We start from the raw sequence: 26,446 nt of genomic DNA on the forward strand, positions 1-26,446 counted from the left end.
CGGTGCATTCCTCCGTGGGAGCGATCGCGTTCGTGAGATTGGTCAGGGTACCCCGGCGGGCGTCCTGATGCGGACGGCCGCGCCGTCTCAGCCCTTCTCCACGGCCTCCGCGATGCGGCGGAGGGTCTCCCGCATGGACGCCCGGTTGACCCCGGCGCGGCCCTCGCCGGTGACGCCGGTGAAGATCCTGCCGACCAGGGTGACGAACCCGGCCCCGCGATGGTCGCGTCGCAGGTCCTCCCAGTATTCGGTGAGTCTTGTGCGGGGCTTGGACGGGTCGTCGGAGACATCCTCGACCCGGTAGCCCCACAGCGCGCCCGGCATCCCGAGGACCGTCACGCGGAACGCGAACGCCTCACCCGGCACGGCCAGCGTCACCTGGCAGGTGGTGCACCAGAGCCGCCATCCGAGCCGGTTGAACCCGATGAATCTCGTGCCCGCCTTGACGGACCAGCCGAGCACTAACGTGGCGAAGACCTCGGGGCTCCACTCGCGCATCCGGCGCGGATCGGCGACCGCGGCGTACACGGTCCGGGCGTCCGCCTTGACGGACACGCTCTCCTCGACAACCCATTCCCGTTCCATGACCGGATTCTTCCACTCATGTCAGATGGGCGAAATGCCGTTGCCAGGACGCGTACCAGTCCCGGAACCAGGGGTCTGACTCGGCGAGCGGGACGATGTAAGTGACGGTCTCGGCGTAGTAGCGGCGCTGGAAGTCGAGCGGCATCCGGTCGAGGGTCTGGACGTTGCTGGCGCGGTCGGCGAGCTTCACCAGGACGGCCTCGTGCGGCGCGTCGCGGAGGCGGCGCAGGTACGCGGTCTTGGCGGCCCGTTTGTCCCGGCGGCTCGTGCCCACGGCCGGTGGCTTGGTCACCCAGTCGACCAGTTCGGCCACGTCGGGGCCGAACGCGTCCTCCACGTCGGCGAGGGTGGTCGGGGTGTCCTCGACGACGTCGTGCAGCAGCGCGGCGGACAGCATCGTCGTGTCGGTCACGCCCGCCCCGCGGACGAGCACCTCCAGGGCCTCCAGCAGGTGCTCGACGTAGGGGCCGCCGGTCGGGCGGAGCTGGTCGCCGTGCCAGCGTTCGGCCGCCTCGGCCGCCCTGGCGACGGCCTCCACGTCGACGTCGCCGCCGGTGAGGGCCGCGCGGGCCTCGTCCCAGGTTCGCCAGCGGGTGAAGCGTTCCACGTTTACCTCTCCGTTCTGTCGCGCCGACGCCCGGCACAGGGCATGGTGGGTGTCGTCCTGCAAGACGGTACGCGGAGAAAGGCGGCGCGGTCGTGGTCGGGAGCCGGCAGCGGCGCGGTGGTCGGCCCGAGTCGGTGGGCGGGGTGCGGATCGCGCTCGGCCTGGTCTCCGGCGCGCTGGCCATCGCGTTGTGCGCCGTCCTCGTCGACCGGTTCGTCCTCGGCGCGGAGTGGTGGCAGGTCCGGCACACCGTGACAGCGGAGCCCGTCACGCCGCAGAGCGAGGCGGGGCCGCCGCCCGGTCCGCTCACCGTGAGCTGGGACCGGACGACCCGCGCGCACCACGGTTCCGTCGCCGGATACGACGGTGTCGCCCACGCGGTCGGGCAGGGCCAGGTCGTGACCGCGTCGGGCAGCGGCCTTGAGGTGTGGGACGCGCGGACCGGCGCGAGCCGCTGGAGTTACCGCCGGGCCGGGTGGACGCTGCTCGGCTGGGCGTCGACCCGGACCCGGATCGTCGGCTACTTCGAGCGGGACGGCGACCGCGGCGCCCGGCTGTTCGTCGCGTTCGACGCGCTGTCGGGCGGGCTGCTGTGGCGGCGGGAGGGGGAGCGTCCCGCGGCGGTCTCCCGCGCGACGCTGCGCTGGCCCGCCGGGTCGGACGTGCTGCTCACCACCGACGACGCACGCCGGACGCTGTACGGGGTCTCGGCGGTGACGGGGAACCGGGTGTGGCGGCTGCCGCTGCCGCGCGGCTGCCGGTTGTCCGAGGGCGGCGCGCGACCGTCCGACGGCCGTGAGACGCTGGCCGCGCTGGCGCTCGACTGTGCCGGGAACGACCGCCGCAGCAGGCTCCTCGCGGTCGATCCGGCCAAAGGCACGGCGCGGTGGAACCGGCCGCTCGGCTCCCGGGAGTCGCCCGAGGTGGCGATGCTGGACGGGGTGACGCTGGTGTCGGACGGCACGGCGCTGCGCGCGTTCGACGACGCGGGCGAGCCGGTCGCCGACTGGGACGGCGACGGCGTGTGCGGCGAGGCCATGTGTCCGGCCGTGCTGACGTCCGGCCGGCTCGTGATCGTCTACCACCCGAAGGGGACCAGGGGCCGGGTGACCCGTATGGAGGCGAGGCGGGTGCCGTCCGGCGAGGTCGAATGGCGGCGGGACGTGCCCGAGTACGCGGCGCTGGCGGAGGCGGGCGGCCGGGTGTTCGCGCTGCGTCCCCGGCTGTCGGAGCGGCTGTTGCCCGCCGGTGTCGACATCGTCGACCCCGGCGACGGGAGCACCACGACGGCGCCCGCGCCGTTCTCGGTGAACCCCGACCTGCCGAGCGGGCGGCCGTGGCTGGCGGCGGCGGGTGGGCTGCTGTACGCGGGTGTTCCGCAGGCGGCGCCGCGTCCGGAGGGCGCCGTCCGGCTGTTCGCGCTGCGCGGCGGGCTCACCGGCACCGGCCCCGCCGAACTCGGCGGGGTGCCGGAGGGCGACTGGCCGGACGCCTGCTCCGTGCTGAAGGAGATCGATCTGGCCGCCGCGCGCGTGGTGGAGCACACCGCCGAACCCGTCCGCGCGTCCGCCGGGTCGGTGCGGCTGCCGCGCCCGGTCGCCTGCGCGTACCGGCCGCCGAAGGAGGACGGCAAGGCGAAGTCCCGGAAACGGAAACGCTCCGAACCGGTCGAATCCGGATCGGCGACGCCGAGTCCCATGTCACCGTCGCCCACGCCCGGCCGGACGGGGGCCGGCGGCCGGGACGTCGCCGTGGGAACCGTCAGCGTGAGCGTCCGCTGGGTCGCGCGGACCGGCGAGATCGCCTCGCGGATGCTGGAGGCGTTGCAGGCCGCGCAGGCGCAGGCCCGGCCGCGCCGGGACATCGGCGCCGACGAGGCGTACGAGATCGGCCCCGCCGCGGGGACGATCGCGTTGCGGGTCGGCCGGTACGTCGTGGTGGTGGAGGCCGACCGTCCGGCGGGCGCGGCGGCCCGGCTCGCCCGGTCCGTCGCGTTCCGGCTGCACCACTCGCCCTGAGCAGGGGCGGTCTCAGTACTCGGGGACGGGTTCGGGCCCGGGTTCCGGTTCCCTCTCGTGGACGCGGACGGCTGAGCGGCCCGCCCACGATTCCAGTTGGGCGACGAAGCGCGCGGCGTGGACGGGCCAGTGGTACCGCGTGCGGGCCGCCCGGTGGCCGCGTTCACCGAGGGCGGTGCGCAGCTCCGGGTCGTCGCGCAGCCGCAGGACGGCCTTGGCGGCGGCGTCCGGCGCGTCGAACGGGACGATCAGTCCGCAGTCGGCGGGTTCGACGATGTGCACGGCGGGCGGGTTCGGCGTGGTGATCACCGGGACGCCCCGGGCCATGTACTCCACGATCTTGGTCGGCATCGAGTGCCGGTAGTTCGGCTCGTCGTGCAGCAGCGCCAGCCCGGCCATCGCGCCCTCCGCGATGCGCAGCGCCCGGTCGTTGGGGACGAACCCGTACCAGCGCAGGATCCCGTCGCGCTGCGCCGCCCGCAGCGGTTCCCGGACGTCGACGTCGGCCGCGCCGATCAGCTCGACCAGCACGCCCTCGGCGGCCAGCTGTCGGGACATCTCGATCATGTCGAGGGCGCCGCGTGCCCGGGACAGCTGCCCCACGTAGACGGCGCGGCGGTCGTCCGGCGGCGGAGGACGCCGGTCGGAGACGTAGGTGGTGTTCGGCACGACGGGATGGTCGTCGCGGAACCGGGACCGGTAGCCGTCCTCGGCGAGCAGCAGCCGGTGCCGCCGCTCGCTGCGCCGCTCCAGGTGCCGGACTGCGGGCCGCAGCACCGGACGCGCCGGGCCGGGCACCCAGCCCTTGGCGCCGAGCGCGGCGGCGGTGTCCTCGTGGACGTCCCACACGACCGTCCGTTCCCGCACGGGACGGGGCAGCGACACCAGCAGTTCCGGATCGTGCAGGAGGATCACGTCGGCGTACGCGGCGTGCTCGGTGAGGGCGCGGTGGGCGGCGCGCAGGGCCCGGATCCGGCGGCGCCCGGTGGCGCGCGGAACGTCCACCGGGCTGATCTCCCGCCATGGCGTCGCATTACAAGCCCGGAATGGGGCGATATATGTGACCTCATGTCCGGCGTCGAGCAGCGCGCGTATCTGCCGGTGCAGAATGCGCGCGTCCTCGGGATGGTGCACGATCGTGCAAACACAGACCCGCATGTCTTCACTCACTCCACCGGACGCCGAAATTTCTGATCTTGATGCCGAGTCTTCGGTGTCGAGGGAAATTGCCGATGAATTCCCGTTGTCCACGGTGTGGACGATGCCGGGCGATTCCGTCCCGTGTGCTAGAGCAGTTCGACGGTCCCCGCCGGGGCGCCGCGCGTCCGGCCGCGCGTGTCGAACAGCAGCCGCGCGTGCCGGGTCAGCGTCGCCGCGTCGTAGGCGGCGTGGTCGGCGAGGACGATCGCCAGATCGGCCGACTCCAGCGCCGCCCGTAGATCGTTCCCGGCGTGCGGGACGGCCGTTCCGTCGACGTCCCAGGACGCGATGAACGGGTCGTGGAACACCAGGTCGGCGCCGAGCCGGGCCAGCCGCCGCGCCACCGGACGGGCCGGCGACTCGCGCTGGTCGGCGATGTCGGCCTTGTACGTGACGCCGAGAAGCAGGACCTTCGCGCCCTTCAGCGCCCGTCCCTCCCGGTTGAGGAGCTGTTGCGCGCGTTCGGCGACGTACCGCGGCATCCGGTCGTTGATCTCCTGGGCCAGCTCCACGAACCGGAACGGGTAGCCCAGCGAGCGGACCTTGTACGACAGGTAGTTCGGGTCGATCGGGATGCAGTGGCCGCCGACGCCGGGCCCCGGCCGGAACGCCTGGAACCCGAACGGCTTGGTGGCCGCGCAGTCGATCGCGTCCCACAGGTCGATGCCGAGTTCGTTGCAGAACACCGCCATCTCGTTGACCAGCGCGATGTTGACGTGCCGGTAGGTGTTCTCCAGCAGCTTCGCCATCTCCGCCTCGCGGGTGCCCCTGGCCTCCACGACCCGCTCGACGAACTTGCCGTAGAACGCCGACGCCGCCGACGCGCACGCCGCGGTGAGCCCGCCGACGATCTTCGGCGTGTTGCGGACGCCGTAGACCGGGTTGCCCGGGTCGATCCGCTCCGGCGAGAACGCCAGATGGAACTCCTCCCCGGCGACCAGCCCGGACGTCTCCAGCAGCGGCCGGACGACCTCCTCCGTCGTGCCCGGGTAGGTGGTCGACTCCAGCACCACCAGCGTCCCGGGTTCCAGGTGCCGCGCGACCGTCTCGGCCGCGCCGCGCACCGCCGTGAGGTCCGGGCCGCCCTCCGGGGACAGCGGCGTCGGCACGCAGATCACGACGGCGCGGGCGCCGTCCAGGATCTCCTCCTGCAGGCTCGGGACGAACCCGTCCTCCAGCATCTCCTCGACCTCGGCGGGCGAGACGTCGTCGATGTGCGACAGCCCGGCCCTGAGCCCCGCGACCACCCGCGCGTCGCGGTCGAGACCGCCGACCCGCAGGCCGGCCCGGCAGGCCTCCCGCACGAGCGGCAGTCCCACGTAGCCGAGTCCGATGACCACCAGATCCACGCCGGTGGCTCCCTTCGACATCTATGTGATGGCGTATGCGGCCCGATATCCGTTCGCGACGGCCCGCCAGGTGCGTTCCGCGCGGACCCATTCCCGGGCCGCCCGCCCGATTTTTTGCCTCTTTTCGGAACTGTAAGCCAGGTCTTCCAGGCAATTCGCCCATGCTTCCGGGTTTTCCGGAAGTGTTAACGCCCCAGTAACCCCCGATTCCACAATTTCGCGAAGTGCCCTGACATCACTGGCTATGACGGGGATTCCCCCGGCCATCGCCTCGATCGGTTTCAGGGGCGTCACCAACTGGCAGACCCGGTCCGCCCGGCGCGGAACCGCGAAGACATCGAGGACGGCGTGGTAGCGGCGAACGGACCCCATCGGCACCCGGCCGGTGAACACGGCGTGAACGCCCCGCTCCGCGGCGCGCCGTTCGAGCGCGCCCCGCTCGGGCCCGTCGCCGACCAGCAGGAGCGTGACGGGCGAGCGCCGGTCGCGGAGCAGCGCCGCCGCGTCGATCAGCGTGTCGATGCCCTCGTAGCCGTAGAACGACGACGTCAGCCCGACGACCGTGGCCCCCTTCTCGATGCCGAGGCGTTCGCGCAGGTCACTGGGGTCGGGCAGCGGTTCGAGGAACGCCTCGTCCACCGCGTTCGGCACCGTGAAGATCTTCTCCTCGGGCACGCCACGGGACGCGATCTCCGCCCGCATCGCCGCGCCGAGCGTCACCACCGCGTCCGCCTCGCGCATCCGGCGGGTCTCCAGCTCGCGCGTCAGCCGGTAGAAGTCGTCCGACTCGCTGTGCGCCGGGTCGCGCGACAGCCACGAGTCCTCCAGGAAGCCGCGCACCTCGTACACGACCGGCAACCCGTGGCGCCGCCCCAGCTCCAGCGCGACGGCCGCGTTCAGATGGTTGCTGACCGCGTGCAGGACGGCCGGACGCACCTCGTCCACCAGCGGCCGGGCCAGATCGGCGCTCTTCTCGACCGCCCGCACCGGATCGGCCGGGGGCAGCCACGGCAGCAGCCGGTGGTAGGGGACGCCGTCCACGTCGACCCGCGCCCGCGCGTCCCCGAACCCCTGGCTGAGCGGATAACCGAGCCGCGTCACCACGTGCGTGTCGAACCCCATGTCCCGCTGCGCGAGCGCGAGCCGGTGCGTCCGGACGGTGTATCCCGCGTTCGTGCACGGCAACGCGTTCGTCACGAACTTCAGCACGCCCGGCCGGACGGGCGCGCCGGACGGGCGTCGAGCACGCTCGCGGGACGGCGGCGCATGGGCCAGCAGACGGCGCAGATCCGCCGTCTCGCGGCGCACGTCCCGCGGTTTCGGCACGACGAGCCGGGAACGCCTCAGCCGGGCGCCCGCGGGCGTTCGGGCGGCCAGCCGGACCGCCAGCCGAGGCGCCCTTCCGGGGTCGTCGCGGAGCTGGCGCCAGGCGAGTCCGGCCAGGTAGACGGGCTTCTTTGTGGGCACGGCGGGCGAGCGTAGGCAACCCCGATGAACAGAAGGGAAATTGTGTTGGGACCCATCGTGCACGTCCTCGGGGCGCGGCCGAACTTCGTCAAGGCCGCGCCGGTGATCGGCGCGCTGCGCGCCGCCGGCGCCGAACAGGCCGTGGTCCACACCGGCCAGCACTACGACACCCGGATGTCGGAGATCTTCTTCCACGAGCTCGGTCTGCCCGAACCCGACGTCAACCTCGGCGTCGGCTCCGGCGGGCACGCCGCGCAGACCGCCGCGCTGATGATCGGGCTTGAGAGGGAGTTCACGAGCCGTTCACCCGCCCTCGTCATCGTGTACGGCGACGTGAACTCGACGATCGCCGCCGCCCTCGTCGCGGCCAAGCTGCACATCCCCGTCGCCCATGTGGAGGCCGGGCTGCGCAGCTTCGACATGTCCATGCCGGAGGAGGTCAACCGGCGGCTCACCGACCAGCTCTCCGACCTGTGCCTGGTCACCAGCCCGGAGGCGGTCGGGCATCTGGCGGACGAGGGCGTCGCGGTGTCCCGGATCCATCTCGTCGGCAACCCGATGATCGACACGCTGCTGGCCAACCTCGACGCGTTCGACACCGACGCCGTCCGCAAGGACCACGACCTGCCGGAACGGTACGTCCTGGCGACCGTGCACCGGCCCGCGAACGTGGACGACCCGGACACGGCGGCGGCGCTCGTCCGGCACCTGCACGGCGTCGCCGACCTCGCCGACCTGGTCATTCCCGTGCATCCGCGCGGCCGGGAGACCCTGCTGGCCGCCGGGCTCGCCGAGCACGACGGCGTGCACGTGCTGGAACCCCTGGGGTACATCGACTTCATCGCCGCCGTCCGGGGAGCGGCGGCGGTCGTCACCGACTCCGGTGGCCTTCAGGAGGAGACGACGATCCTCGGGGTGCCGTGCCTGACCGTCCGGCCGAACACCGAACGGCCCGTCACCATCAGCCACGGCACGAACCGCCTCGTCACGTTCGAGGAACTCGTCCCCGAAGCGCGCAAGGCCCTGGAGTCGGACGCGCGGACGGCCGACCGGCGCCCGCCGCTGTGGGACGGCGCCGCGGGCCCCCGCATCGCAGAAGTGATCATGGAGTATCTGGGTGAGTAGCGACGACACCGGGAACCGGCGCAACGCCAAGGCGTACCAGCAGCTCGGACGGCTGAAGGCCACCCTGCGCGAACGCGAGGCGCGGGTCGCGGAGCTGGAGAAGCGGATCACCGCGCTGGAGAGCTCGACGGCCATGCGGTTCGGCCGGCTCGTCGCGGACGCCGCCCGCGACCCGAAGAGCGGCAGACGGCTGCCGAGGGAGCTGTACCGGCTGTGGCGCCGGCGGCACGCGCCCGTGCCGGCCTCCGGGACGTCCGGCGGCGGGGTCCGGCCCGAGCGGGTCGACCGTCCCGAGGACCGGCTGCTGGTCGCCGGCCCCTGCGACACCATGATCGTCGCGGGGGTGTTCGGGCCGGGCACGGCGGACCGGCTCGCCGGGTACGCCAAGGTCGTCCCGCTGTATCCGCATGACGCCGCGCCCGTGCTCCGGTCGGCGGACGTGGACGCGGTCGTCGTCGACACCACGGCCGGTGAACCCGGCGGCCCCTGGGCGTATCTGGGCGTTCCCGGCATGTACGACCGTGAGGCCGCGCTGGACGAGATCCGCCGGATCGCCGCCTCCCGCTCGCTTCCGCTCGTCCTGTACGGCGCCGCGCCTCCCGCCACCCTCGCCCGCCTGAGCTGGGACGTCACGCTCCAGGACACGGCCGCGCCCGGCAGGCTCGCGGAGATCCTGGAACCGGCCCGTTGAAAGGAACCACCACCGTGCGACCACGCGCCCTCGTCTACGGCGACGTCGATCTCAACATGATCGACGGATCGGCGATCTGGGCCCAGGGCATGGTCCAGGCGCTCGCCCGCGCCGACTGCGAGGTGACCCTGGTCCTCAAGGCCGCCGTCCGGACCGGACGGCTCGTCGATCCGCTGCGCGCCCTGTCCGGCGTCACCGTGCGCGGCCCGCACGCCGAACGGCTGCTCGACGGGTCCCGCGCCATGTCACCGAAACAGGCCGCCGCCGTCCTCGCCCGGATCGACGCCGAGGCCCCCCACGACCTGGTGGTCGTCCGGGGCCGCGACGTCGCCGCCAAACTCGCCGCGGGCCCGCTCGCCGGACGACTCTGGACGTACCTGACCGACGTCCCGCAGTCCGCCGCCGAACTCACCGCCGCCGACCGGGCCGAGCTGCGCCGGATCGCCGACGCGTCCCGGATGCTGCTCTGCCAGACCGAGGAACTTCGCGGGTTCCTGGAGAGCGCCGTCCCCGCCACGGCGGGCAAGAGCGTGCCGTTCCCGCCCGTCGTCGTCCTCCCCGACGGTCTGGAGCCCCGCGCGCCGGAGGCGCCCGACGGCCGTGCGCTCCGCCTCGTCTACACGGGCAAGTTCGCGCCGCGCTGGAACACCTACGAGATGACGTCCCTGCCGCGCCAGCTCGCCATCCGCGGCGTGGACGCCGAACTCCACATGGTCGGCGACAAGATCCACGACGATCCGGCCGACCCCGCGTTCGCGACCCGGATGCGGACCGCGCTGGAGTCGGGCGAGGGCGTCATCTGGCACGGCGGCCATGCCCGCGCCGAGGCGATGCGGCTGACGGCGGCCTGCGACATCGGCCTGTCCTGGCGGCACCCCGACATGGACGCCAGCCTCGAACTGTCCACGAAGGTCCTGGAATGCGGCGCGCTGGGCGTCCCGGTCGTCCTGAACCGCACGCCCATGCACGAACGCCTCCTCGGCGCCGACTACCCGCTGTTCGCCGCCACCGAGGCCGACGTCCTGGACGCGCTCACCCTCATCGGCAAGAACCCCGACATCCTCCCCCTCGCCGCCGACCGCTGCCGCTCCGCCGCCGCCGACTTCACCCTCGACGCCGCCGCCGACCGCCTCCGCGCCTACCTGACGCGGGCGTTCCCGGAACCGTCCGAGCGGGTTCTCGCCGTCAGGGGACGGCGCCTCCGCGTGGGCGTCGCGGGCCATGACCTGAAGTTCTTCACCCGCCTCCTCGACTATCTGCGTTCCCGCTCCGACATGGCGATCCGCGTCGACCACTGGCCCGCGCTGAAGGCCCACGACGAGCAACGCAGCCAGGACCTGGTCGACTGGGCGGACGTCGTCATCTGCGAATGGTGCGGCCCGAACGCCCTCTGGTACGCCGAACACAAACGTCCGGGGCAGCGGCTGGTCGTCCGCCTGCACCGCTTCGAGCTGTACGCGCCCTGGCCGAGGCAACTCGACATCGACGCCGTCGACCGGGTCATCTGCGTCAGCCCGCACTACACCGACCTGACCCGCGAGATCACCGGCTGGCCCGCGGGCAAGGTCGTCACCATTCCCAACTGGGTGGACGACGCGCAACTCGACCGTCCCAAGCTGCCGGGCGCCGAACACCATCTCGGCATGATCGGCATAGCACCGTCCCGCAAACGCCTCGACCTCGGCCTCGACGTCGTCGAGGAACTCCGCCGGGACGACCCGCGCTTCACCCTCTTCGTCAAGTCCAAGCTCCCCTGGGAGTACTGGTGGATCTGGCAGAAGGACGACGAACGCGCCCACTACGAGCAGGTCTTCCGCCGCATCCGCCGCTCGAAGCTGCTGTCCGGCGGTGTCGTGTTCGACTCCTACGGCCGTGATGTGGCGTCCTGGCTGCGGCGTATCGGGTTCGTCCTGTCCACCAGCGACGACGAGAGCTTCCACCTCGCCCCCGCCGAGGGCATGGCGTCCGGCGCCGTCCCCGCCCTGCTCCCGTGGCCGGGCGCCGAGACCATCTACGACGACCGCTGGATACACGAAACGCCCCAGGCGATGGCCGCCTCGATCTCGGCGACGGTCTCCGAGAACCGCTGGGAGACCGAGGGAGCCCTGGCCCGCACCCAGGTCCGCAACGCCTACGCCCTGGACGAGGTCTGCCGCCAGTGGACGGACCTCCTCAGCGGTCACTCACAGACGACCCCGTCCCCATCCCGATCCTGATACCACGAATACTCGGTCTGACCGGCCCGATACGGCCCGTATCCCGCGCGCCTGGCCGCCGCACAGGTCGAGAACCGCGGATCCGTCCGCGGCCGGGCCCGCACCGTCTTCGTCGGCTTGGGCCTGGGCTTCGGCCGGGTCCGCCGCGGCGCCGGAGTACTGCTCGGCGTCGGGCTAGTGGTCGGCGCCGCCTCCACAGGACGCACGGTCGCCGTCTCCGTCGTCGTCGCCGTGACGGTCACCGTGCCCGGGGCAGGGCTCGGCGCCGAAGCGCGCTGTGCCGAGTCCGTGCTGGCCATCCCGGCGCCCACGGCGCACCCGACCAGCAGACACGCGACGGCGATGAGCACGATCCCCGCCGCCGGCACACGATGCGGCAGCCGCCGGGGCAAGGGCGGCTGAGGAGGTGGCGGTGGATACATGAGGGCAGACTCCCGTCGTCGTCGAATTCGACACGGCGGGGGACGTGAGTTGGACGGCCAAGCCCCACCCACCGTTCACCCAAAGTCATCTTCTTGTCACCATCCGGCCACCGTGGTGGACCGTGGGAAAGAGCGTCTGGGTGAACCAGCCCGGGACCGCGCGACGGAGTTCCTCGGGCCCCCGGACCTGGACGGCCCCGGTGCGCAGGGCGTCCGACCACGGCAGGTCACGCCGCCACACGCGGGTCAGCTGCCGCAGGTCCGCGGTGATGGTCACCGACACGTCGAAGCCGGGATCGGCGTCGCACACGTCCGCCTCACCCGGCGTCACCACCAGCCACCAGCACCGCTCGCGGGCGGGGACGTCCGGGAAGACGAACTCGATGACCGTCCGCCCGTCCGGCACGGCCTCGTGATCGACCTTGCGTCTCATGTCCCACATCAGCAGCCGGGGATCGAGGTCCTGGTCACCGAGTTCCCCGATCCACCGGACGCCCCACACGGCGAGCGCCTCGACGACCGGCCGCAGCTCCTCGCCCGCCGGGGTCAGAACGTACCGGGCGTCGTTCCCCTCGGCCCGCCGCTCCACGACACCCGCCCGGACGAGCTGGTTCAGCCGCTTCGACAGCAGCGTCGGCGACATGCGCGGAACGCCCCGGCGCAGCTCGTTGAACCGCTCGCTGCCGGAGAGCAGCTCCCGGACGATCAGCAGCGTCCACCGCTCGTCGAGCAGTTCCATCGCCTTGGCGACGGGACAGAACTGGTAATAAGAGGCCCCCATGCCCGCAGGCTAAACCGCCGCCGACCCCCCAGTACAGATCCTGTACTAGAGACGCGTCCGACCGCTCCATAGCGTGGCCGACATGACACGAGAGGAGCCGTCATGACGACGACCGACACCGTCAAAGCGAAACATCGGAAGATGTGGGCGCTGGGCGACTACCCGACCCTGGCCGCCGAGATCATCCCGGATCTCGGTCGCACCCTGGTCGAGGCGACCGGCGTGAAACCCGGCGACCGGGTCCTGGACATCGCCGCGGGCTCGGGCAACGCCGCGATCGCCGCCGCACTGGCCGGGGCGAAGGTCGTGGCGAGCGACCTGACACCGGAACTGCTGGACGCCGGCCGTGCGGACGCCGCCCGGCGCGGCGCCGAACTGGAATGGCGGGAGGCCGACGCCGAGGCGCTGCCGTTCGCCGACGCCGAGTTCGACGCCGCCCTGTCCTGCGTGGGCATCATGTTCGCGCCGCACCACCGGCCCGCCGCGGACGAACTGCTGCGCGTCTGCCGTCCGGGCGGCGCGATCGGTCTGCTCAACTGGACGCCGGAGGGCTTCATCGGCCAGATGTTCGCCGTGATGCGCCCCTACGCCCCGCCGCCGCCCCCGGGCGCCCAGCCCCCACCCCTGTGGGGCGACCCCGAACACGTCCGCTCACTCCTCGGCGACGAGGTCACCGACATCACCACCGACCGCCGCACGGTACGCGTGGACGCCTTCGACGGCCCCGAGGACTTCCGCGACTACTTCAAGACCCGCTACGGCCCCACCATCGCCGTCTACCAGCACATCGCCGACGACCCCGACAAGGTCGCCGCCCTGGACCAGGCCCTCGCCGACCTGGCCCGCGACCACGACCACGGCACCTCCACCCTGGCCATGAACTGGGAGTACCTCCTGGTGACCGCTCGCCGCCGGGGCTGACCGGACGGGCCGCGCGGGTCAGCCGGTGCTGGTCGTGGCGCCGGTGTGGTCGTACTGGGCGGGCACGCTCGCGCGGTAGGTGTCGATCTTGGTGTTGAGGGTTTTGAGGGTGCGGGTGTAGTCGCGGGCGGCCAGCCAGAACTTGTAGATGATGATGAGTTCGAAGGCGAGCAGGCCGGCGGCGCTCACGGCCACTACGGGGATGATGGCGCCGGAGACGACGGTGGCGATGAGGGGGGCGACGATGAAGACGCCCATCTGGAACTCGATGCCGCTGAACAGGTGCGGGCGGATGCGGCCGCTCCTCAACACGTTGCGGACCCGGATGTACCAGGGGAAGCGCTGGTAGAAGCCCTGCTGGAGGGCCGCGTTGGCGGGGTCGTCGCCGAGGACGCGGTCCTCCATGTCGGCGTCGCCGGCCAGGTCCTCGGCGCGGTCGAAGTCGTCGTCGAGGACCTCGCCGTTGGCGCGGCGGGCGGCGAGTTCGAGGGTGCGGGCCTCCTCGCGGGCGGCGAGGAGGTTGCGCCGCATCTCGGCGCGGACCTTGTAGATCTCCAGCGCGTCCATGTAGCGGAGCATGTCGAGGAAGACGACCGCTAGAGCGGTCCAGAGATAGGCCGTGTCGCCGGTCGCGTGGTACTGGCCGCCCATCAGGGCGATCGCGCAGGCGAGGACGCGGACGCGGTCGAAGATGTAGTCCAGCCAGGCGCCGAACACCGAGCCCGTGCCCTTCAACCGGGCGATCTTGCCGTCCATGCAGTCGAGGGTGAACGACAGGTGGTAGAGCAGGGCGCCGGCGAGCAGCCAGGGCCAGGACGCCTGGGTGAAGCAGGCGCCGGCGGCCAGGCCGAGGACGAGCGCGCCGACGGTGAGCTGGTTCGGGGTGACGCGCGTCCGGTTAGCGGTGATCTTGACCAGTCGGGACGCGAGCGGATCGACCAGGAGTACCGTCCACCAGGCGTCACGCGCCTTGTACGTCCGTTGCCGAACGTCGTCGAGCGTGAAGTTCGCCATGGAGTGCCCTTTCGTCATCGGAAGCCGTCCGATGGTATCGCTGTCCGGTTGCGGCCTGAGGGATTGTCGTCGAGTCGTGGCGGTGCGCCGGTTGTTCATCATCACGGCGGGTAGCGGTTTGGGGATGCGTTCCCGGTCCATCCTGATTCATCTGCCGTTCGCCTGCGTGGTGGCGGTGGCGGTGGTCGTGCGTGTCGTCGCGGTCAAGGGCTATCCCTCGCCGCTGTGGTTCGGTGACTCGCCGGGATACCTGACGGCGGCGATCGAGCTGCGGCCCAGCAAAACGCGGCCGTCCGGGTACTCCCTGCTGCTGTGGGCGCTCAAGCCGTTCCACAGTTTCACGGTGCTGGTGTCGGTGCAGCACGTCATCGGGCTGCTCACGGGCGTGCTCGTGTATCTGATGGTGTGGCGTGTCGCGCGGGTGGCGTGGCTCGGGGCGTTGTTGGCGGTTCCGGTGCTTCTGCCGGTTCATCAGGTCGCGCTCGAGCACATGCTCATGTCGGATTCGCTGTTCGCCTTTCTGCTGCTCGCGGCCGTGGCGGCGGTGCTGTGGCGGCGCCGGACGACCTGGTGGCTGGGCGCCCTGGCCGGGCTGTGCACGGGATTCGCGGCGATCACCAGGGCGGCGGGCCTGCCGTTGATCGCGGTGATCCTCGTGGCGATGGTGGTGCGGGGCGCGGGGTGGCGGGTCGCGGTCGCGGCGGTGGCGTTCGCGGTGCCGGTCGGCTGCTATGTGGTCTGGTTCCATTCCGCTCACGGTGAGTTCAAGATGGCCAAGGCCGAACAGGTCTGGCTGTACGGACGGACCGCCACGTTCGCGGACTGTCGCGTCATCAAGCCGCGTCCCGAACTGGAGATCATGTGTCCGGAGCGCAGCAACCCGCGGGTGTCGCGGCCGTTCGCCGCCCTGTGGACGGGTGATTCCCCGTTCCGCGACCTTCCCGGCTGGATCTACGGGGAGCGGGGCAACGCGCTCGCGGGCGAGTTCGCGCGGGAGGCGATCAAGGCGCAGCCCGGCGACTACGCGAAGGTCGTCGTCCACGACACCCTGCGGGCCTTCGAGTGGCGGCGGGTGGCCTACCCGACGCCGTGGACGTGGCGGCAGTACGAGTTCCCCGAGGGGGAGGCCTGGAGCTACGAGCAGGCGGAGATCGCGGGGAGGTACGGGCCCGGAGGCAGGACGAAGGTCGTCGATCCGTGGTCGGCATGGATGCTGAAGTACCAGGAACGTGTCGTTCTGCCGGGCACCATTCTCGGCGTTCTGCTGCTCGGGGGGCTTGGTGGCGTGTTGCTGCATGTTCGGTCTGAGGGGCGGTGGCGGGTGAAGGGCGCCGTCCGGGACTGGACGACGGGTGCCCTGCTGCCGTGGGGGACATGTCTGGCGTTGCTGGTCATTCCGGCGGCGACCGCCGACTTCGACTACCGGTACGTACAACCCGCGGTTCCGTTCGCGTGCGTGGCGCTCGCCTTCGCGCTGTTTCAGCGGGACGTCCCGAAGACCCGGTCGACGGTGCGGGACGCGGCCCTGCCGTCGTCGAGCGGGCAGAACCGGGCGGCGAAGTCGCGGTAACGGTCACGGTGACCCGCGGTCGCCGCGTCGATGTCGCGGATCGCGTCGATCAGGTCGTCGGACGTCTCCACCAGCGGGCCCGGTGACTCGGCCTCGAAGTCGAAGTAGAAGCCGCGGAGCCGGTCGCGGTAGTCGGCCAGGTCGTAGGTGAAGAACAGCATCGGGCGGCCGGTGTTGGCGTAGTCGAACATCACCGACGAGTAGTCGCTGACCAGCATGTCGGAGATCAGGTACAGCTCCGTGATGTCGGGGTACAGCGACACGTCCCGGACGAAACCGTGCTCGTCCTCGGTGACGCCGTCGACCACGTTGGTGTGCAACCGGACGAGGAGAACGTGGTCGTCGCCGAGGGCGGCACGGGCGCGTTCCAGGTCGAGACGCAGGTCGAACCTGTACCGGCCACGGCTGTAGTACTGGTCGTCACGCCATGTCGGCGCGTAGAGGACGACGCGTTTCCCCTCGGGGACGCCGAGGCGTGCCTTCACCTTCGCGGCGACGGCGGCGGCGTCGGGGCTGTGCAGCAGGTCGTTGCGCGGGTAGCCGACCTCCAGCATCTCGCCGTCGAACCCGAACGCCCGGCGGAAGATGGCCGTGCTGAACGGGTTCGGAGACAGGAGATGCGACCACTCGGGGACGGTCGGCCCGGTCGACTTCGCCTGGAGCGCCTTCTTCATCCCGGGCGTGTAGGCGAAGTGCACCTCCTTGATGTCCTTGCCGATCTTCTTCAGCGGGGTGCCGTGCCAGGTCTGGAGGACGACCTGGTCGGGGTGGCGCTGGAACGCGTCGCCGAGCCTGTGGTTCGTCACGATGTAGCGGGACGTGGCCAGCGCCTCGTTCCACTCCCTGCCGTTCAGCCGGACGGCCCGCAGGCTGTTCGGCAACTCCACCTGCGCGTCGTTGACCACCCACAGTTGTTCGAGGCCGGTGCCCCGGCGGAGCAGCTCCCGATGGATCGCCTTGGGGCTGTCGGAGTACTGGCGTCCGCTGAAGCAGGAGAACACAACGGCGTCCCGCAACCCGGTGCGGGCCACGCGGCGGCGGGCCTCCTCCCGGTACCTCGGCCCGGCGCTCTTCTCCTCCGGCGACACGTCGCCGGTCACCGACAGGGTGAGGCGCCCGTCACGTCCCTCCAGCGCGTAGCCGCGCCGTGCCGCCTCCAGCGGCTCCGGCAGGTGCCGTTGCGCATGCGGCGACAGCCGGACGGTCAGCGCCCGGCCGCCGGGCGGGCGGAACAGCACGTCCCACCGGCCCGGACGCAACGGAAGGACACCCGCGACACCCGGCACGGCCGCCACCGGCACCTGCGCCCTCAGCACGCCCGACGACGCGTCGGCGACGAGGTCGAACGCGTGCTCCCTGCGGCGGCCCCGGCCGCGCAGCACGAGCCGCCCGCCGTCGTGGGCGGTGTGCGTCGCGGTCACCAGGAGCGTCCCGTCGGGACGCCAGGTGCAGTCGCCGACGACGAGCCGCGTCGTGGTGCGGCGGACCCGCAGGTAGCCGCTGGGGCCGCGACCCGCCATGATCTCCAGCGCGCCGAACGTCCGCTCGGCGTCCTCGACCCCTTCGGCGAGGACCAGCGGCCGCCCGCCGACCGAGACCGCCCAGTCGCGCGTGTCGTCGATCCGGTCGGGAGAGACGTCGACGCCTTCGAGGACCGCCGGGACGATCCGTGCCGTGAACCCGCTCTCGGTCGCGGTCACCGGGACATGGACGAGGTCGTCGCCGAGCGTCAGTTCCAGGTCGGCGGGCGCCTTCCCCGGCGCCGTCACCTCGACGACCAGCGCGTCGCCGTCCCAGCGCAGCGCGGTCGCCTTCGTATGAACCTTCTCGACCATCACGACGAGACGGTCGTCCTCGATCAGCGGAACGACACGCACGTCGTCCGCGACATACCGGTACGGCGGGTGCGCGCCGCTGCCGGAGCCGCCGCCGCGCAGCGGGCCGCGCCGGAGCACGCCCGCGTTGAACACCGACGCCTGGACGTCCCAGGTGCCCTCGACCCATCGGCCGTGGTCGCGGAGCCGGGCGACGTCCAACCCGAACTCGAACCCGGCGTAACCGGAGGTCTTCCCGGGCCTCGGGGTCTGCCGGGCCCGTAGCACGATCCTTCTCCGGCCCGACCGGAGCGTCATCGTCTTCACCGACGTCCAGCGTCGGCGCATGCTGACGGCGTTGATGTAGGCCTCACCGGTGACGGTGAGCCGGTCGCCCTCCCAGGTCACCGCATGGACACGGCCCCGCAGCTTGACCTCCCTGCGGGCCCGGTACACCTCGCGGGGCACGCCGAGCGAGGAGTCCTTCCAGTACGGGTACACGACGTACCGGCGCACCGGGTCGCGGACGATCGACGGCGACGCCTTCCCCCGCTCGTACCGGACGACCTTCACCAGTTCGGTCGTGTGGCCCGTGGCCGCGAGATGCCACTTCAGCCGGGTCAGGGCGGACGCGCCCGCGAGCACTTTCGCGGGAACCTCGGACGCGAACGCGGCGGCCTGCGCGACGACCTGGTCGCGTTCCTCGGCGGGCACGTCCGGCAGCGCGTCCAGGAACACGCGCAGTTCCTCGGCGACGGCGAGGCCCTGGAGCCGCCGCAGTGACCTGGTGTGGCCCGTGCCGTCCAGCCAGGCCGTGGCGAGCGCGACGGCGCCGAACCCGTCCGCGATCTCCTGCGCCTCCGTCGTCGCGGGGAACCGGCGGCGCCGGCGGTGCAGCACGACGTCCGGCAGCACGTCGATCGCCGTGGCCAGATGCATCGCCTGGACGGTCACGGGCAGGTCCTCGTACCGGCCGACGTCGGGGAACCGCAGCTCGTGCGCCGTCCAGAACGACCGCCGGAACAGCTTGCCGGACACGGCCCGGGCACGGACCAGCTCCGGACTGCACCGCAGGTCGGTGCCGGTCACGGGGGCGACGGCGCCCTGCCGTGGCCGCCACTGCGACACCTGGCCCGTCCATCTGCGCACGGCGTCACGCCCGACCGCGATGTCCGACCCCGACCGGCTCAGCGTTGCCAGGAGGGCCGCGGCGGCGTCCACCGGAAGCTCGTCGCCGCCGTCGACGAACATCAGGAACGCGCCGGTGCTCGCGGCGACGCCGAGGTCGCGTGCCGCGCCCCGGCTCGGCGCGCCGTTCCGGACGATCCGGAACCGGTCGTCGGGAAGGACGGCCATGGCGGTGGCGCCGGTGCCGTCGTCGAGGACGAGCACCTCCAACGCCTTATGCGACTGGGCCGCGAGCGACTCCAGGGTGGCGGGCAGGGAGTCCCCGGCTCCATGCGAGAGCACGATGACGCTGATCCTGCTGGCGGACAAGGGGGCCACTCCTTCGCTCCGTGCGCCGGGCCGTCGACCCGGGGATGTCTTGCCGGACGCCGAGCGCCGCGCGTCATCGCGGCGGGTTCGGCACCTTCTCGCCGAGGAACATCCGCCGTACGGCGCGTTCGGCGGCGTGCCCGTCGTCCCACGGGCAGAAACGCGCCCGGAAGTCGGCGCGGTCCTTCACGGCGGCGTCGCTCCACGCGGCGCGGGAGGCGAACGCGTCGACGAGCTCGTCCTCCGTGGTGGTGACGACGCCGGGCGGTGTGGCCGTCAGATCGAAGTTGACGCCGCGGGTGAGCCGGTAGGTCTCCCAGTCGTTGGCGTAGATCACGATCGGCCGGTCGTCGAGATTGGCGTAGTCGAACATGACCGACGAGTAGTCGGTGAGCAGCGCGTCCGAGACGATCATGAGGTCCTCGACGGAGCGGTGCCCGGACACGTCCACCACCCGGTCCTGCGGCCAGCCGAGATCCTCCGCCAAGTTCTTGATCTTGTAGTAGTAGTGCGCCCGCAGCAGCAGCACATGCCCCTCGCCGAGCCGCTCCATGACCCGGCCGATGTCGAACATGGGGCTGTACCGGCGCTGGTAGTCGCGGTGGGTCGGCGCGTACAGGATCGCGGTGACGTCGTCGGGAAGGCCGAGTTCGGCGCGCAGCCGGGCGCGCTCGGCCGGGTCGCCGCCCGCCGTCACCAGGCGGTCGTTGCGGGGATAGCCGATCTCCAGCATCTCGTAGCCGCAGGGGAAGCCGCGTTCCCACGCCTCCGTCGACAGCGGGTTGGACGAGATGAGGAAGTCCCAGCGGTCGGACCGGGTGATGAGGGCCTCGAAGTCCATGTCTCCGGCGCCGACCGGATACTCCATCTGGTCGAGGCCCATCTTCTTCAGCGGCGTCCCGTGCTGGGTCATCAGATGCACCTGCTCGGGCCGCTTCACGTAGAAGTCGGGGAAGTTGACGTTGTTGACGAAGTACTTCGCGCGGGCGAGCGTCCGGTAGTAGTCGGGGGACCCGGCGACCACGTGGTCGACGCCGTCCGGCATGGACGAGCGCGCCCCCGGCTTCACCACCCACACCGGCCGGACGTCCGGGGCCAGTTCCCGGACCTTCTCGTAGATCGCCGCCGGGTTGCAGGCGTAGCCGCGGTACCAGTAGGCGGCGAACACGGCGAGGTCCTCCTCGACCGGGAGCCGCGTCTGCATCCGGTAGTAGCGGTCCTTGGCGAGTTCCTTGGACATCCGCACGCCGCGCCGACCGAGGCGGCCGACCTTGCGGTGCCTGCGCCGGGTGGCCTGGGCCTTGGCCTCGGCGGCCCGGACCCTCTCGAACCCCCGGTGGTCGTTCGCCTTGATCATCCGGTGTTTGTCGGCGAGGAACGGCTTGTCGTCGGGGTCGGGTGGAACGTGCCCGGGGGGCTCGTGCCGGTGGTAGGTCTTGGACATCTCGGCGAAGAAGCGTGCCTTGTCCGACTCGTGGACGCGGTCCTCGCGCTCGATGATGACGAGCAGGTGCCAGATCGTCCGGTCGAACATCAGATGCCGGAACGGGTCGGCCTTCTCGCCCATCCCGTCCATGAACGCGAAGATGCGGTCGTACTGCGCGAACGCGTCGAAGTGCTTGGCGCCGGTGGTCTTGGTGATCGCGCCGTGACGGCGCTGCCGGTAGATGTAGCAGACCCGGTCGAGCAGGCTGAGCCGCTCCGCCGCCATCAGGATCGGGTAGGTGACGTTGACGTCCTCGTAGTAGCCGCCGCTGAACCGCAGCCCGAGGTCGAGCAGGAACTCCCGGCGGATGGCCTTGTTCCAGGCCGTCATCATCATCTCCAGGACGCTCGGTCGCTCCTGGAGGGTGAACACGTCGGGGGCGGGCGGCTCGCGGAACAGGTCGTTGATGACGCTGCGCTTGACCTTGCCGCTCCAGTACGAGCGCGCGTAGTCGAAGACGAGCACGTCGGGACGGGTCTCGGCGAGCCGCTCGCAGATCGCGCGGACGGCGCCCTCGGTGGCGTGGTCGTCGCTGTCGAAGAACCAGACGTAGTCGCCGGTCGCCATGTCGAGGCCGATGTTGCGGGCGTGTCCGAGCCCCACGTTCTCGGTGAGATGCCGGACCCGGACGCGCGGGTCGCGTTCGGCGAACTCGTCGAGAATCTCTCCACAGCCGTCCGGAGAATGATCGTCGACCGCTATAACCTCTAGGTTGGAAATGTCGGAATCAAGGATCGAATCAAGACATTGCCGGATATACCCCTGCACTTTGTGCACGGGTACGATGACGCTCAACGAGACGCTCTGGTCACTGCTCACGCGCTGGCCAATCGACTACTCGGTGAACCTGAACTATACCCGCAAGAGGCCGTTGAATCTTATGCGGCGCGTTGCTTTTGCTTGAGAATCCCGTGACCTTTGGGCTCAACGAACGGGCGCGCCAGGCGCACCACGGGAGTCGTGGCGAGCAGCAGACCGAAGGCGAGCGCGCCGACGGTGACGAGGACGAGGCCGGGCGGGCTCCCGATGAAGCGCCCCTCGAAGGCCCCCAGGTTGTACAGGGCCTTCACCGCGAGGCCGTGCAGTAGGTAGACGTACATCGTCCGCGTGCCGAGCCTGCTGTACCAGGCGCGTCCGCGCGGCACGGCGGCGAGGAACGCGGCGCCGAGCAGGGCGGCGAACACCATCGCGAGCAGCCGGTACGCCATGCCCTCCGGCATGGTGAAGTCCATGTACTCGTAGCCCCGGTTCCACAGCCGGACGCCGTGCTCGATCGGCGGTACGACGGTCCCGCGCTGCCAGACGTAGGCGACGGGCAGCGCCGCCAGCAGCACGAACAGGCCCGCCCAGCGCGTCCAGCCCCGGTTCCGCAGCGCGTGGACGTGTTCGGGTCGGATCGTCAGACCGAGGACGAAGAACGGAAGCAGGCCCGCGGCCCGGCACAGAGTCGTGTCGGAATTGAAACTCCAACTGCCGGCGATCAAACTCAACACGACCGCCACCACGACCGGATAACGCAGATGCGACCACAGTGGAGCGCTCAGCCGCCAGAACACCAGCGCCACGAGGAACCACATCAGGAACTGTGGACGGAAGAACGTGTGCAGCGGAAGCGAGTCGCTCTTGAGGTAACCCAGTGAGGCGTACAGGGCGTTGAAAATCGCGAACGGGAGGACCAGCGTCGGGAAGATGGAGCGGAATTTGTCCGTGGACCGCATGAAGCCCCGGGAGAAATAGCCGGAGACGAACACGAACAACGGCATGTGGAATCCGTAGACCACCGAGTAGGCCGCGTCCACCGCGTAACTGTCCTTCTTGAACACCTCCCAGAAGTGGCCGACCACGACCAGGAGGATCAGGAAGAACTTGACGTTGTCGAAGTACGCATCGCGCTGCCGCGGGGCCGCGTCGGGAACCGTGTCGGACGGCGCCGTCCGCTCGGGCGGCTGCTGCGGTGGCTGCTGGGGTGGCTGCTGGGGTGGGTGGAGGATGCCGGTCATGTCTCCGAAAGCCTCATCAGGGGGTGCGGGCGTGCGGGAGGTGGAGCCAGGGCGACTCTAGTCACTCACCGTGGGGATCCGTGGTCCGTTCGGTGAGGGGACCTGGTCGCGCGTCCGCCCGCCCGGCCTGCGCAGGGGAGTGAACACCCAGGTCATCTTGGGTTCCAGGGCCCAGCTCATGCACCGGACGACGGGTTTTGTGCACAGCGCCGTCCCGACCGCGAGCGCGGCGCCGGTCACGACGACCACGCCGGGCGGGGTGTGCATCCAGGCGGCGTCCCACCAGCCGGTGAAGTCCAGCAGCCGGATGACGAACCCGTGCAGCAGGTAGGCGTACAACGTCGCCGCGCCGAGGCCCGTGAACCAGTACCGGCCGCGCGGGATCAGGGTGAGGAACGCCGCCACCAGCGCGACCGCGCAGACGAACATGGCGAGCCGCATCAGCGTGCCGGCGACGTTGCCGACGCCGAGTTCGGCGTGGGGGTGCTTCCAGTAGATCCAACCCCGCGACATGTGGTTCATCGCGATGTAGGTGAAGCCCAGCCCACCGGCGAGCACCACCGCTCCGACGGGCCGCGCCGCCGGTCGCTTCAGCAGCTCGAAATGGTGCGGCCGTAGCGTGAGACCGAGCACGTAGAACGGCAGCAACCCGATCACCCGATGGATGTCGAACGTTCCACCGAGGTCGCTCATGTACGCCAGCAGCGAGAACGCCACCGCCACGGCGAGCGGCCACCGGATCTGCTGCCACACCGGCGTGGACAACCGCCACATGAACAGCGCGCACAGGAACCACGTCAGGTAATACGGGTTCAGCAGGCTGATCTCCAGGACGTTGCGTCCCGCGAGCCAGTCGTACAGTGAGTAGGCGAATTCGAACACAACGTAGGGGACGCCGACGTTGGTGATGAGTTTGCGGGCCTTGCCTCCGGAGAACGTCCAGTTCCGGGAGAAGTAGCCGGTGATCACGATGAACAGCGGCATGTGGAACATGTAGACGAAGATGTACAGGCCCTTCGCCAGCGGGACGCTCAGCAGGTTCGCCAGGGCGTGCCCCGCCACCACCAGCAGGATCGCGAAGTACTTGGCGTTGTCGAAGAACGGGTCGCGCTGCTTGCCCGGACGAGCCTTCGGGACCGTGCCCGCCGCCCCGGCCGCGGGGTTCGCGGTCTCCGTCGCGTCCGCGGGAGGCCGCCGATCGGCTCCCGCTTCCGTCTCGGCCACAGAGGGCCCGGTGGTGTGGCTCATACAGACTGCCCGGGTCAGGTCTCCTTGCAGATGTCCTCGCTGGCGCTGATCTCACCCTGCTGCTTGGGGATGCCGCCGCCCGCGTTGTTGAGCTTCGTCCAGTCGCGTCCGACCACCAGGTCGACGACGCCGGGCGTGGCGCCGCGGTTGCGCGCCGTCGGCTGCGGCTTGCTCGGGATCAGCGCGGCGAGCGACAGGGCCTGCTGGTCGGCACCGGAACCGTACAGCACCCTGGTGGCGGACGTCACGGACGGCGCGTTCCCGCCCACCTCCACGTGGAAGCCCTGCGACTCCAGGTCGGCGGCGACACGTCCGGCCTGGCCGTCGATGCCGCTGCCGTTGTAGACCCGCACCCGGATCTGGCTCGGCGGGATGGTGGAGGCGCCCGGCTTCTGCTGCTTCGGAATGGTCCTGTCGTTGCGGACGGCGGCGAAGAACGGCTGGGCGGCGGAGCTGAGCGCCACCCGGTTGCGGTCCAGCGGGTCGGGCCCGGACGGCACGGTCACGAACCGCAGCTTGCCGGACGTCATGCCCTGCATCTCCCGGGCGATGTCCATCATGACCTGCGGCGTCAGTTCCTTGTCGGTGGTGAGCGACTTGGTGACCGCGTTCATCAGGTCGAGGGCCTTCTTGGGGTTGCTCAGCACGCCCGCGCTCATCGCCTTGTTGGCGAGGGCGCCCATGAACTTCTGCTGGCGCTTGATGCGGTCGAGGTCGGAGCCGTCGCCGAGACCGTGCCGGACGCGCACGTACGCCAGTGCCGTCTCACCCTTGATGTTGTGCCGGCCCCTGCCGAGCTTCAGCTTCGACTGCGGGTCGTTGACGGCCTTCGGCAGGCACACCGGAACGCCGCCGACCGCGTTCGTGATGGCCTTGAAGCCGTTGAAGTCGACCTGCATGAAGTGGTCGACGCGGATGTTGGAGATGCTCTCGATCGTCTTGATGACGCAGGCCGCGCCGCCGTTGGTGAACGCCGAGTTGATCTGGGCCCGGGACTGCGCCGGCACGACCCGGCCGTCGCGGCCCTTGCAGGACGGCATCCGGACCATCAGGTCGCGGGGGAAGCTGATGCCCATCGCCTGGCCGCCGCCGGGGGACAGGTGCAGCAGGATCATCGTGTCCGAGCGGGGCGGCTCGTTCTTCAGCCGCCGCCCGTACTTGGCGTTGGCGCCCTCACGAGTGTCGGACCCGAGCAGCAGGATGTTCATCGCGCTGTTCAGCTTCTTCGGCCGGTTGGGGCCGAGCTGGGCGTTGACGTCCTCGTGCGAGATGTTCCCGAACGCCCTGCGGTACAGGCCGTAGGCGGTGAGGGAGCCGGCCACCATGACCGCCGACAGCCCGATGCACACCCATCCGAGGATGCGCCAGCCGCGTCGCGGCGCCTGCTGCGGATCGGCGTCGTCGACGTACTCCATGTACATCGGGTTGCTGTTCATCGGCTCCGGGTCCGGGTGTGCTCGGTGGGTTCCGGGATCGGTGGTTCCGGGTGGGACGAGGTGGCGTCGGGCAAGGGCAGCGTAGGTCAGGCGAGCCGACGCGGGGACCCGGATGCGCCATTACGTCCGGGCGGACCTGCCACCACCGTCACATGTTCCATGGTCAGGCGTCGTTCTAGTACGGCATTGTCAATGTTTCGTTGGATTATGACGGAAGCACCCGAGGCTAGTGGTGCGAGAAGGCCGGTCAGTACCCCGTCGAGTGTGGCGAACGACATGTCAACCAACAGACGGTCGCGTGCGTCAAGTTCCCAATTTTCGGCGGCCGTGCGGGCCGCCTCGACCAGCTCCGCGGCGCTCATTGTGCTCTTTGTCACATTCAGCGCGGGGGTCTCGGGGGTCACTTCTGAATTCTGGACAAATCGGTCGCCATAGGCACGAACCTCCATGGCGTAGTCGGTGACGCCGGACGGGTGGTTCGTGAGCGGGCCGCCGAGCGCGTGCAGCGACAGACCGACGATCTCCTCCGCCTCGCCCGCCAGCGCGTCGTCCGCGATCACGTCGTCCAGCACCTCCTGTGCCACCGCCAGGATGTACGGGTCGGACGAGCCGGACGGTTCGAAGGACGCCGACCCGACGGACGCGGGATCGACGGGCTCGACGACCAGTCCGGCCGACCAGCAGGCCATCAGCCACACTGCCGTCTGCCAGTGCGGCGGCAGGACGAGCACGGCACGGGTTCCGGGTTCGGCGGCGAGACCGTCCACCAGGAAATTGGCCGTCTTGGCGACCCAGTTGTCGAACGTGCGGGCCGACAGTTCGACGCGTTCGCCCGTGGCGTCGTCGTAGAAGGTCACCAGCGGGCTCGACGGGTCGTCCGCCACCCGCCGCCGCAGCAGCTCGGCGGGCCCGACACGCTTCCCGGCATGTGCGCTCATGCCACCAGAGCGTATGCCCGCGTGATCGTCCCCGCCCGGCGCCGGGCCGGGACCGCTACGC

The 26,446-nt window shown here is 70.8% G+C and carries 21 protein-coding genes; 7 read left to right on the top strand and 14 right to left on the bottom strand.

The genetic code is table 11. From position 1 onward, the window contains the following. Positions 1 to 87 precede the first annotated feature (87 nt). The gene (locus BZB76_RS08235) at positions 88 to 585 is read right to left on the bottom strand and encodes an SRPBCC family protein (protein WP_121433710.1); all 498 of its coding nucleotides are present in this window, start codon (positions 583 to 585) and stop codon (positions 88 to 90) included. 16 nt (positions 586 to 601) lie between these two features. Further along, on the bottom strand, positions 602 to 1,192 hold the full coding sequence (locus BZB76_RS08240; protein WP_121433711.1) for an HD domain-containing protein: 591 nt from the start codon (positions 1,190 to 1,192) through the stop codon (positions 602 to 604). Positions 1,193 to 1,284: 92 nt separating this feature from the next. On the opposite strand from BZB76_RS08240, the gene BZB76_RS08245 reads away from it, so the two are divergent. Then, entirely contained in the window at positions 1,285 to 3,210 is a 1,926-nt protein-coding gene (locus tag BZB76_RS08245) for an outer membrane protein assembly factor BamB family protein (protein ID WP_121433712.1), read from the top strand. A gap of 12 nt (positions 3,211 to 3,222) precedes the next feature. Here BZB76_RS08245 and BZB76_RS08250 read toward each other — a convergent pair whose 3' ends face one another. The 3 genes from BZB76_RS08250 to BZB76_RS08260 all read right to left on the bottom strand — a co-directional run bounded on the left by BZB76_RS08250 (position 3,223) and on the right by BZB76_RS08260 (position 7,226). After that, entirely contained in the window at positions 3,223 to 4,368 is a 1,146-nt protein-coding gene (locus BZB76_RS08250; RefSeq protein ID WP_121433713.1) for a glycosyltransferase family 4 protein, read from the bottom strand. 128 nt (positions 4,369 to 4,496) lie between these two features. Then, a complete protein-coding gene (locus BZB76_RS08255; RefSeq protein ID WP_121433714.1) occupies positions 4,497 to 5,780 on the bottom strand; it encodes a nucleotide sugar dehydrogenase in 1,284 nt (427 codons plus the stop codon). Continuing rightward, on the bottom strand, positions 5,781 to 7,226 hold the full coding sequence (locus BZB76_RS08260; RefSeq protein ID WP_246006824.1) for a glycosyltransferase family 4 protein: 1,446 nt from the start codon (positions 7,224 to 7,226) through the stop codon (positions 5,781 to 5,783). It lies immediately after the preceding gene. A 24-nt stretch (positions 7,227 to 7,250) separates the two neighbouring features. On the opposite strand from BZB76_RS08260, the gene wecB reads away from it, so the two are divergent. The 3 genes from wecB to BZB76_RS08275 are packed head-to-tail and all read left to right on the top strand — an operon-like array spanning position 7,251 to position 11,258. Further along, the gene (gene wecB, locus BZB76_RS08265) at positions 7,251 to 8,351 is read left to right on the top strand and encodes a non-hydrolyzing UDP-N-acetylglucosamine 2-epimerase (RefSeq protein WP_121433715.1); all 1,101 of its coding nucleotides are present in this window, start codon (positions 7,251 to 7,253) and stop codon (positions 8,349 to 8,351) included. Then, positions 8,344 to 9,042, top strand: coding sequence for a hypothetical protein (locus BZB76_RS08270; RefSeq protein WP_121433716.1), 699 nt, complete (start codon positions 8,344 to 8,346; stop codon positions 9,040 to 9,042). The genes wecB and BZB76_RS08270 overlap by 8 nt, the downstream gene beginning before the upstream one ends. A gap of 56 nt (positions 9,043 to 9,098) precedes the next feature. Next, positions 9,099 to 11,258 (top strand): glycosyltransferase, encoded by a 2,160-nt coding sequence (locus BZB76_RS08275; protein ID WP_121434564.1) that lies wholly within the window; start codon positions 9,099 to 9,101, stop codon positions 11,256 to 11,258. On the opposite strand, the gene BZB76_RS36650 is transcribed toward BZB76_RS08275, so the two are convergent. Then, entirely contained in the window at positions 11,222 to 11,464 is a 243-nt protein-coding gene (locus tag BZB76_RS36650; RefSeq protein ID WP_420534775.1) for an excalibur calcium-binding domain-containing protein, read from the bottom strand. The genes BZB76_RS08275 and BZB76_RS36650 overlap by 37 nt on opposite strands. On the opposite strand from BZB76_RS36650, the gene BZB76_RS35220 reads away from it, so the two are divergent. Further along, positions 11,376 to 11,660 (top strand): hypothetical protein, encoded by a 285-nt coding sequence (locus tag BZB76_RS35220; RefSeq protein ID WP_211342905.1) that lies wholly within the window; start codon positions 11,376 to 11,378, stop codon positions 11,658 to 11,660. The two genes, BZB76_RS36650 and BZB76_RS35220, sit on opposite strands and share 89 nt — an antisense overlap. Positions 11,661 to 11,765: 105 nt before the next feature. Here the strand turns inward: BZB76_RS35220 and BZB76_RS08285 are convergent, their stop codons facing one another. Next, positions 11,766 to 12,461: a winged helix-turn-helix transcriptional regulator gene (locus BZB76_RS08285; RefSeq protein WP_121433718.1), complete on the bottom strand. Its 696-nt coding sequence runs from the start codon at positions 12,459 to 12,461 to the stop codon at positions 11,766 to 11,768. 102 nt (positions 12,462 to 12,563) lie between these two features. Here BZB76_RS08285 and BZB76_RS08290 point away from each other — a divergent pair, with 102 nt between their 5' ends. Next, entirely contained in the window at positions 12,564 to 13,382 is an 819-nt protein-coding gene (locus BZB76_RS08290; protein WP_211342906.1) for a class I SAM-dependent methyltransferase, read from the top strand. An 18-nt stretch (positions 13,383 to 13,400) separates the two neighbouring features. Here the strand turns inward: BZB76_RS08290 and BZB76_RS08295 are convergent, their stop codons facing one another. Next, a complete protein-coding gene (locus tag BZB76_RS08295) occupies positions 13,401 to 14,414 on the bottom strand; it encodes a CDP-alcohol phosphatidyltransferase family protein (RefSeq protein ID WP_337959742.1) in 1,014 nt (337 codons plus the stop codon). Between the two features lie 106 nt (positions 14,415 to 14,520). Between BZB76_RS08295 and BZB76_RS08300 the strand changes: the two genes are divergently transcribed. Continuing rightward, positions 14,521 to 15,966, top strand: a complete 1,446-nt coding sequence (locus BZB76_RS08300; RefSeq protein ID WP_147449371.1) for a hypothetical protein — start codon at positions 14,521 to 14,523, stop codon at positions 15,964 to 15,966. On the opposite strand, the gene BZB76_RS08305 is transcribed toward BZB76_RS08300, so the two are convergent. The 6 genes from BZB76_RS08305 to BZB76_RS08330 all read right to left on the bottom strand — a co-directional run bounded on the left by BZB76_RS08305 (position 15,876) and on the right by BZB76_RS08330 (position 26,385). Continuing rightward, on the bottom strand, positions 15,876 to 19,277 hold the full coding sequence (locus BZB76_RS08305; protein WP_170180548.1) for a bifunctional glycosyltransferase/CDP-glycerol:glycerophosphate glycerophosphotransferase: 3,402 nt from the start codon (positions 19,275 to 19,277) through the stop codon (positions 15,876 to 15,878). The two genes, BZB76_RS08300 and BZB76_RS08305, sit on opposite strands and share 91 nt — an antisense overlap. 73 nt (positions 19,278 to 19,350) lie before the next feature. After that, positions 19,351 to 21,582, bottom strand: coding sequence for a bifunctional glycosyltransferase/CDP-glycerol:glycerophosphate glycerophosphotransferase (locus tag BZB76_RS08310; RefSeq protein ID WP_211342907.1), 2,232 nt, complete (start codon positions 21,580 to 21,582; stop codon positions 19,351 to 19,353). A gap of 59 nt (positions 21,583 to 21,641) precedes the next feature. Then, positions 21,642 to 22,763, bottom strand: coding sequence for an acyltransferase family protein (locus BZB76_RS08315; RefSeq protein ID WP_121433722.1), 1,122 nt, complete (start codon positions 22,761 to 22,763; stop codon positions 21,642 to 21,644). 57 nt (positions 22,764 to 22,820) lie between these two features. Continuing rightward, the gene (locus BZB76_RS08320; RefSeq protein ID WP_246006825.1) at positions 22,821 to 23,987 is read right to left on the bottom strand and encodes an acyltransferase family protein; all 1,167 of its coding nucleotides are present in this window, start codon (positions 23,985 to 23,987) and stop codon (positions 22,821 to 22,823) included. A 38-nt stretch (positions 23,988 to 24,025) separates the two neighbouring features. Further along, on the bottom strand, positions 24,026 to 25,447 hold the full coding sequence (locus BZB76_RS08325; RefSeq protein WP_121433724.1) for an LCP family protein: 1,422 nt from the start codon (positions 25,445 to 25,447) through the stop codon (positions 24,026 to 24,028). Positions 25,448 to 25,533: 86 nt separating this feature from the next. Then, the gene (locus BZB76_RS08330; RefSeq protein WP_121433725.1) at positions 25,534 to 26,385 is read right to left on the bottom strand and encodes a TIGR03089 family protein; all 852 of its coding nucleotides are present in this window, start codon (positions 26,383 to 26,385) and stop codon (positions 25,534 to 25,536) included. Positions 26,386 to 26,446: the final 61 nt, after the last annotated feature.

The organism is Actinomadura pelletieri DSM 43383 (assembly GCF_003634705.1).
Taxonomy (GTDB): Bacteria; Actinomycetota; Actinomycetes; order Streptosporangiales; family Streptosporangiaceae; genus Spirillospora; species Spirillospora pelletieri.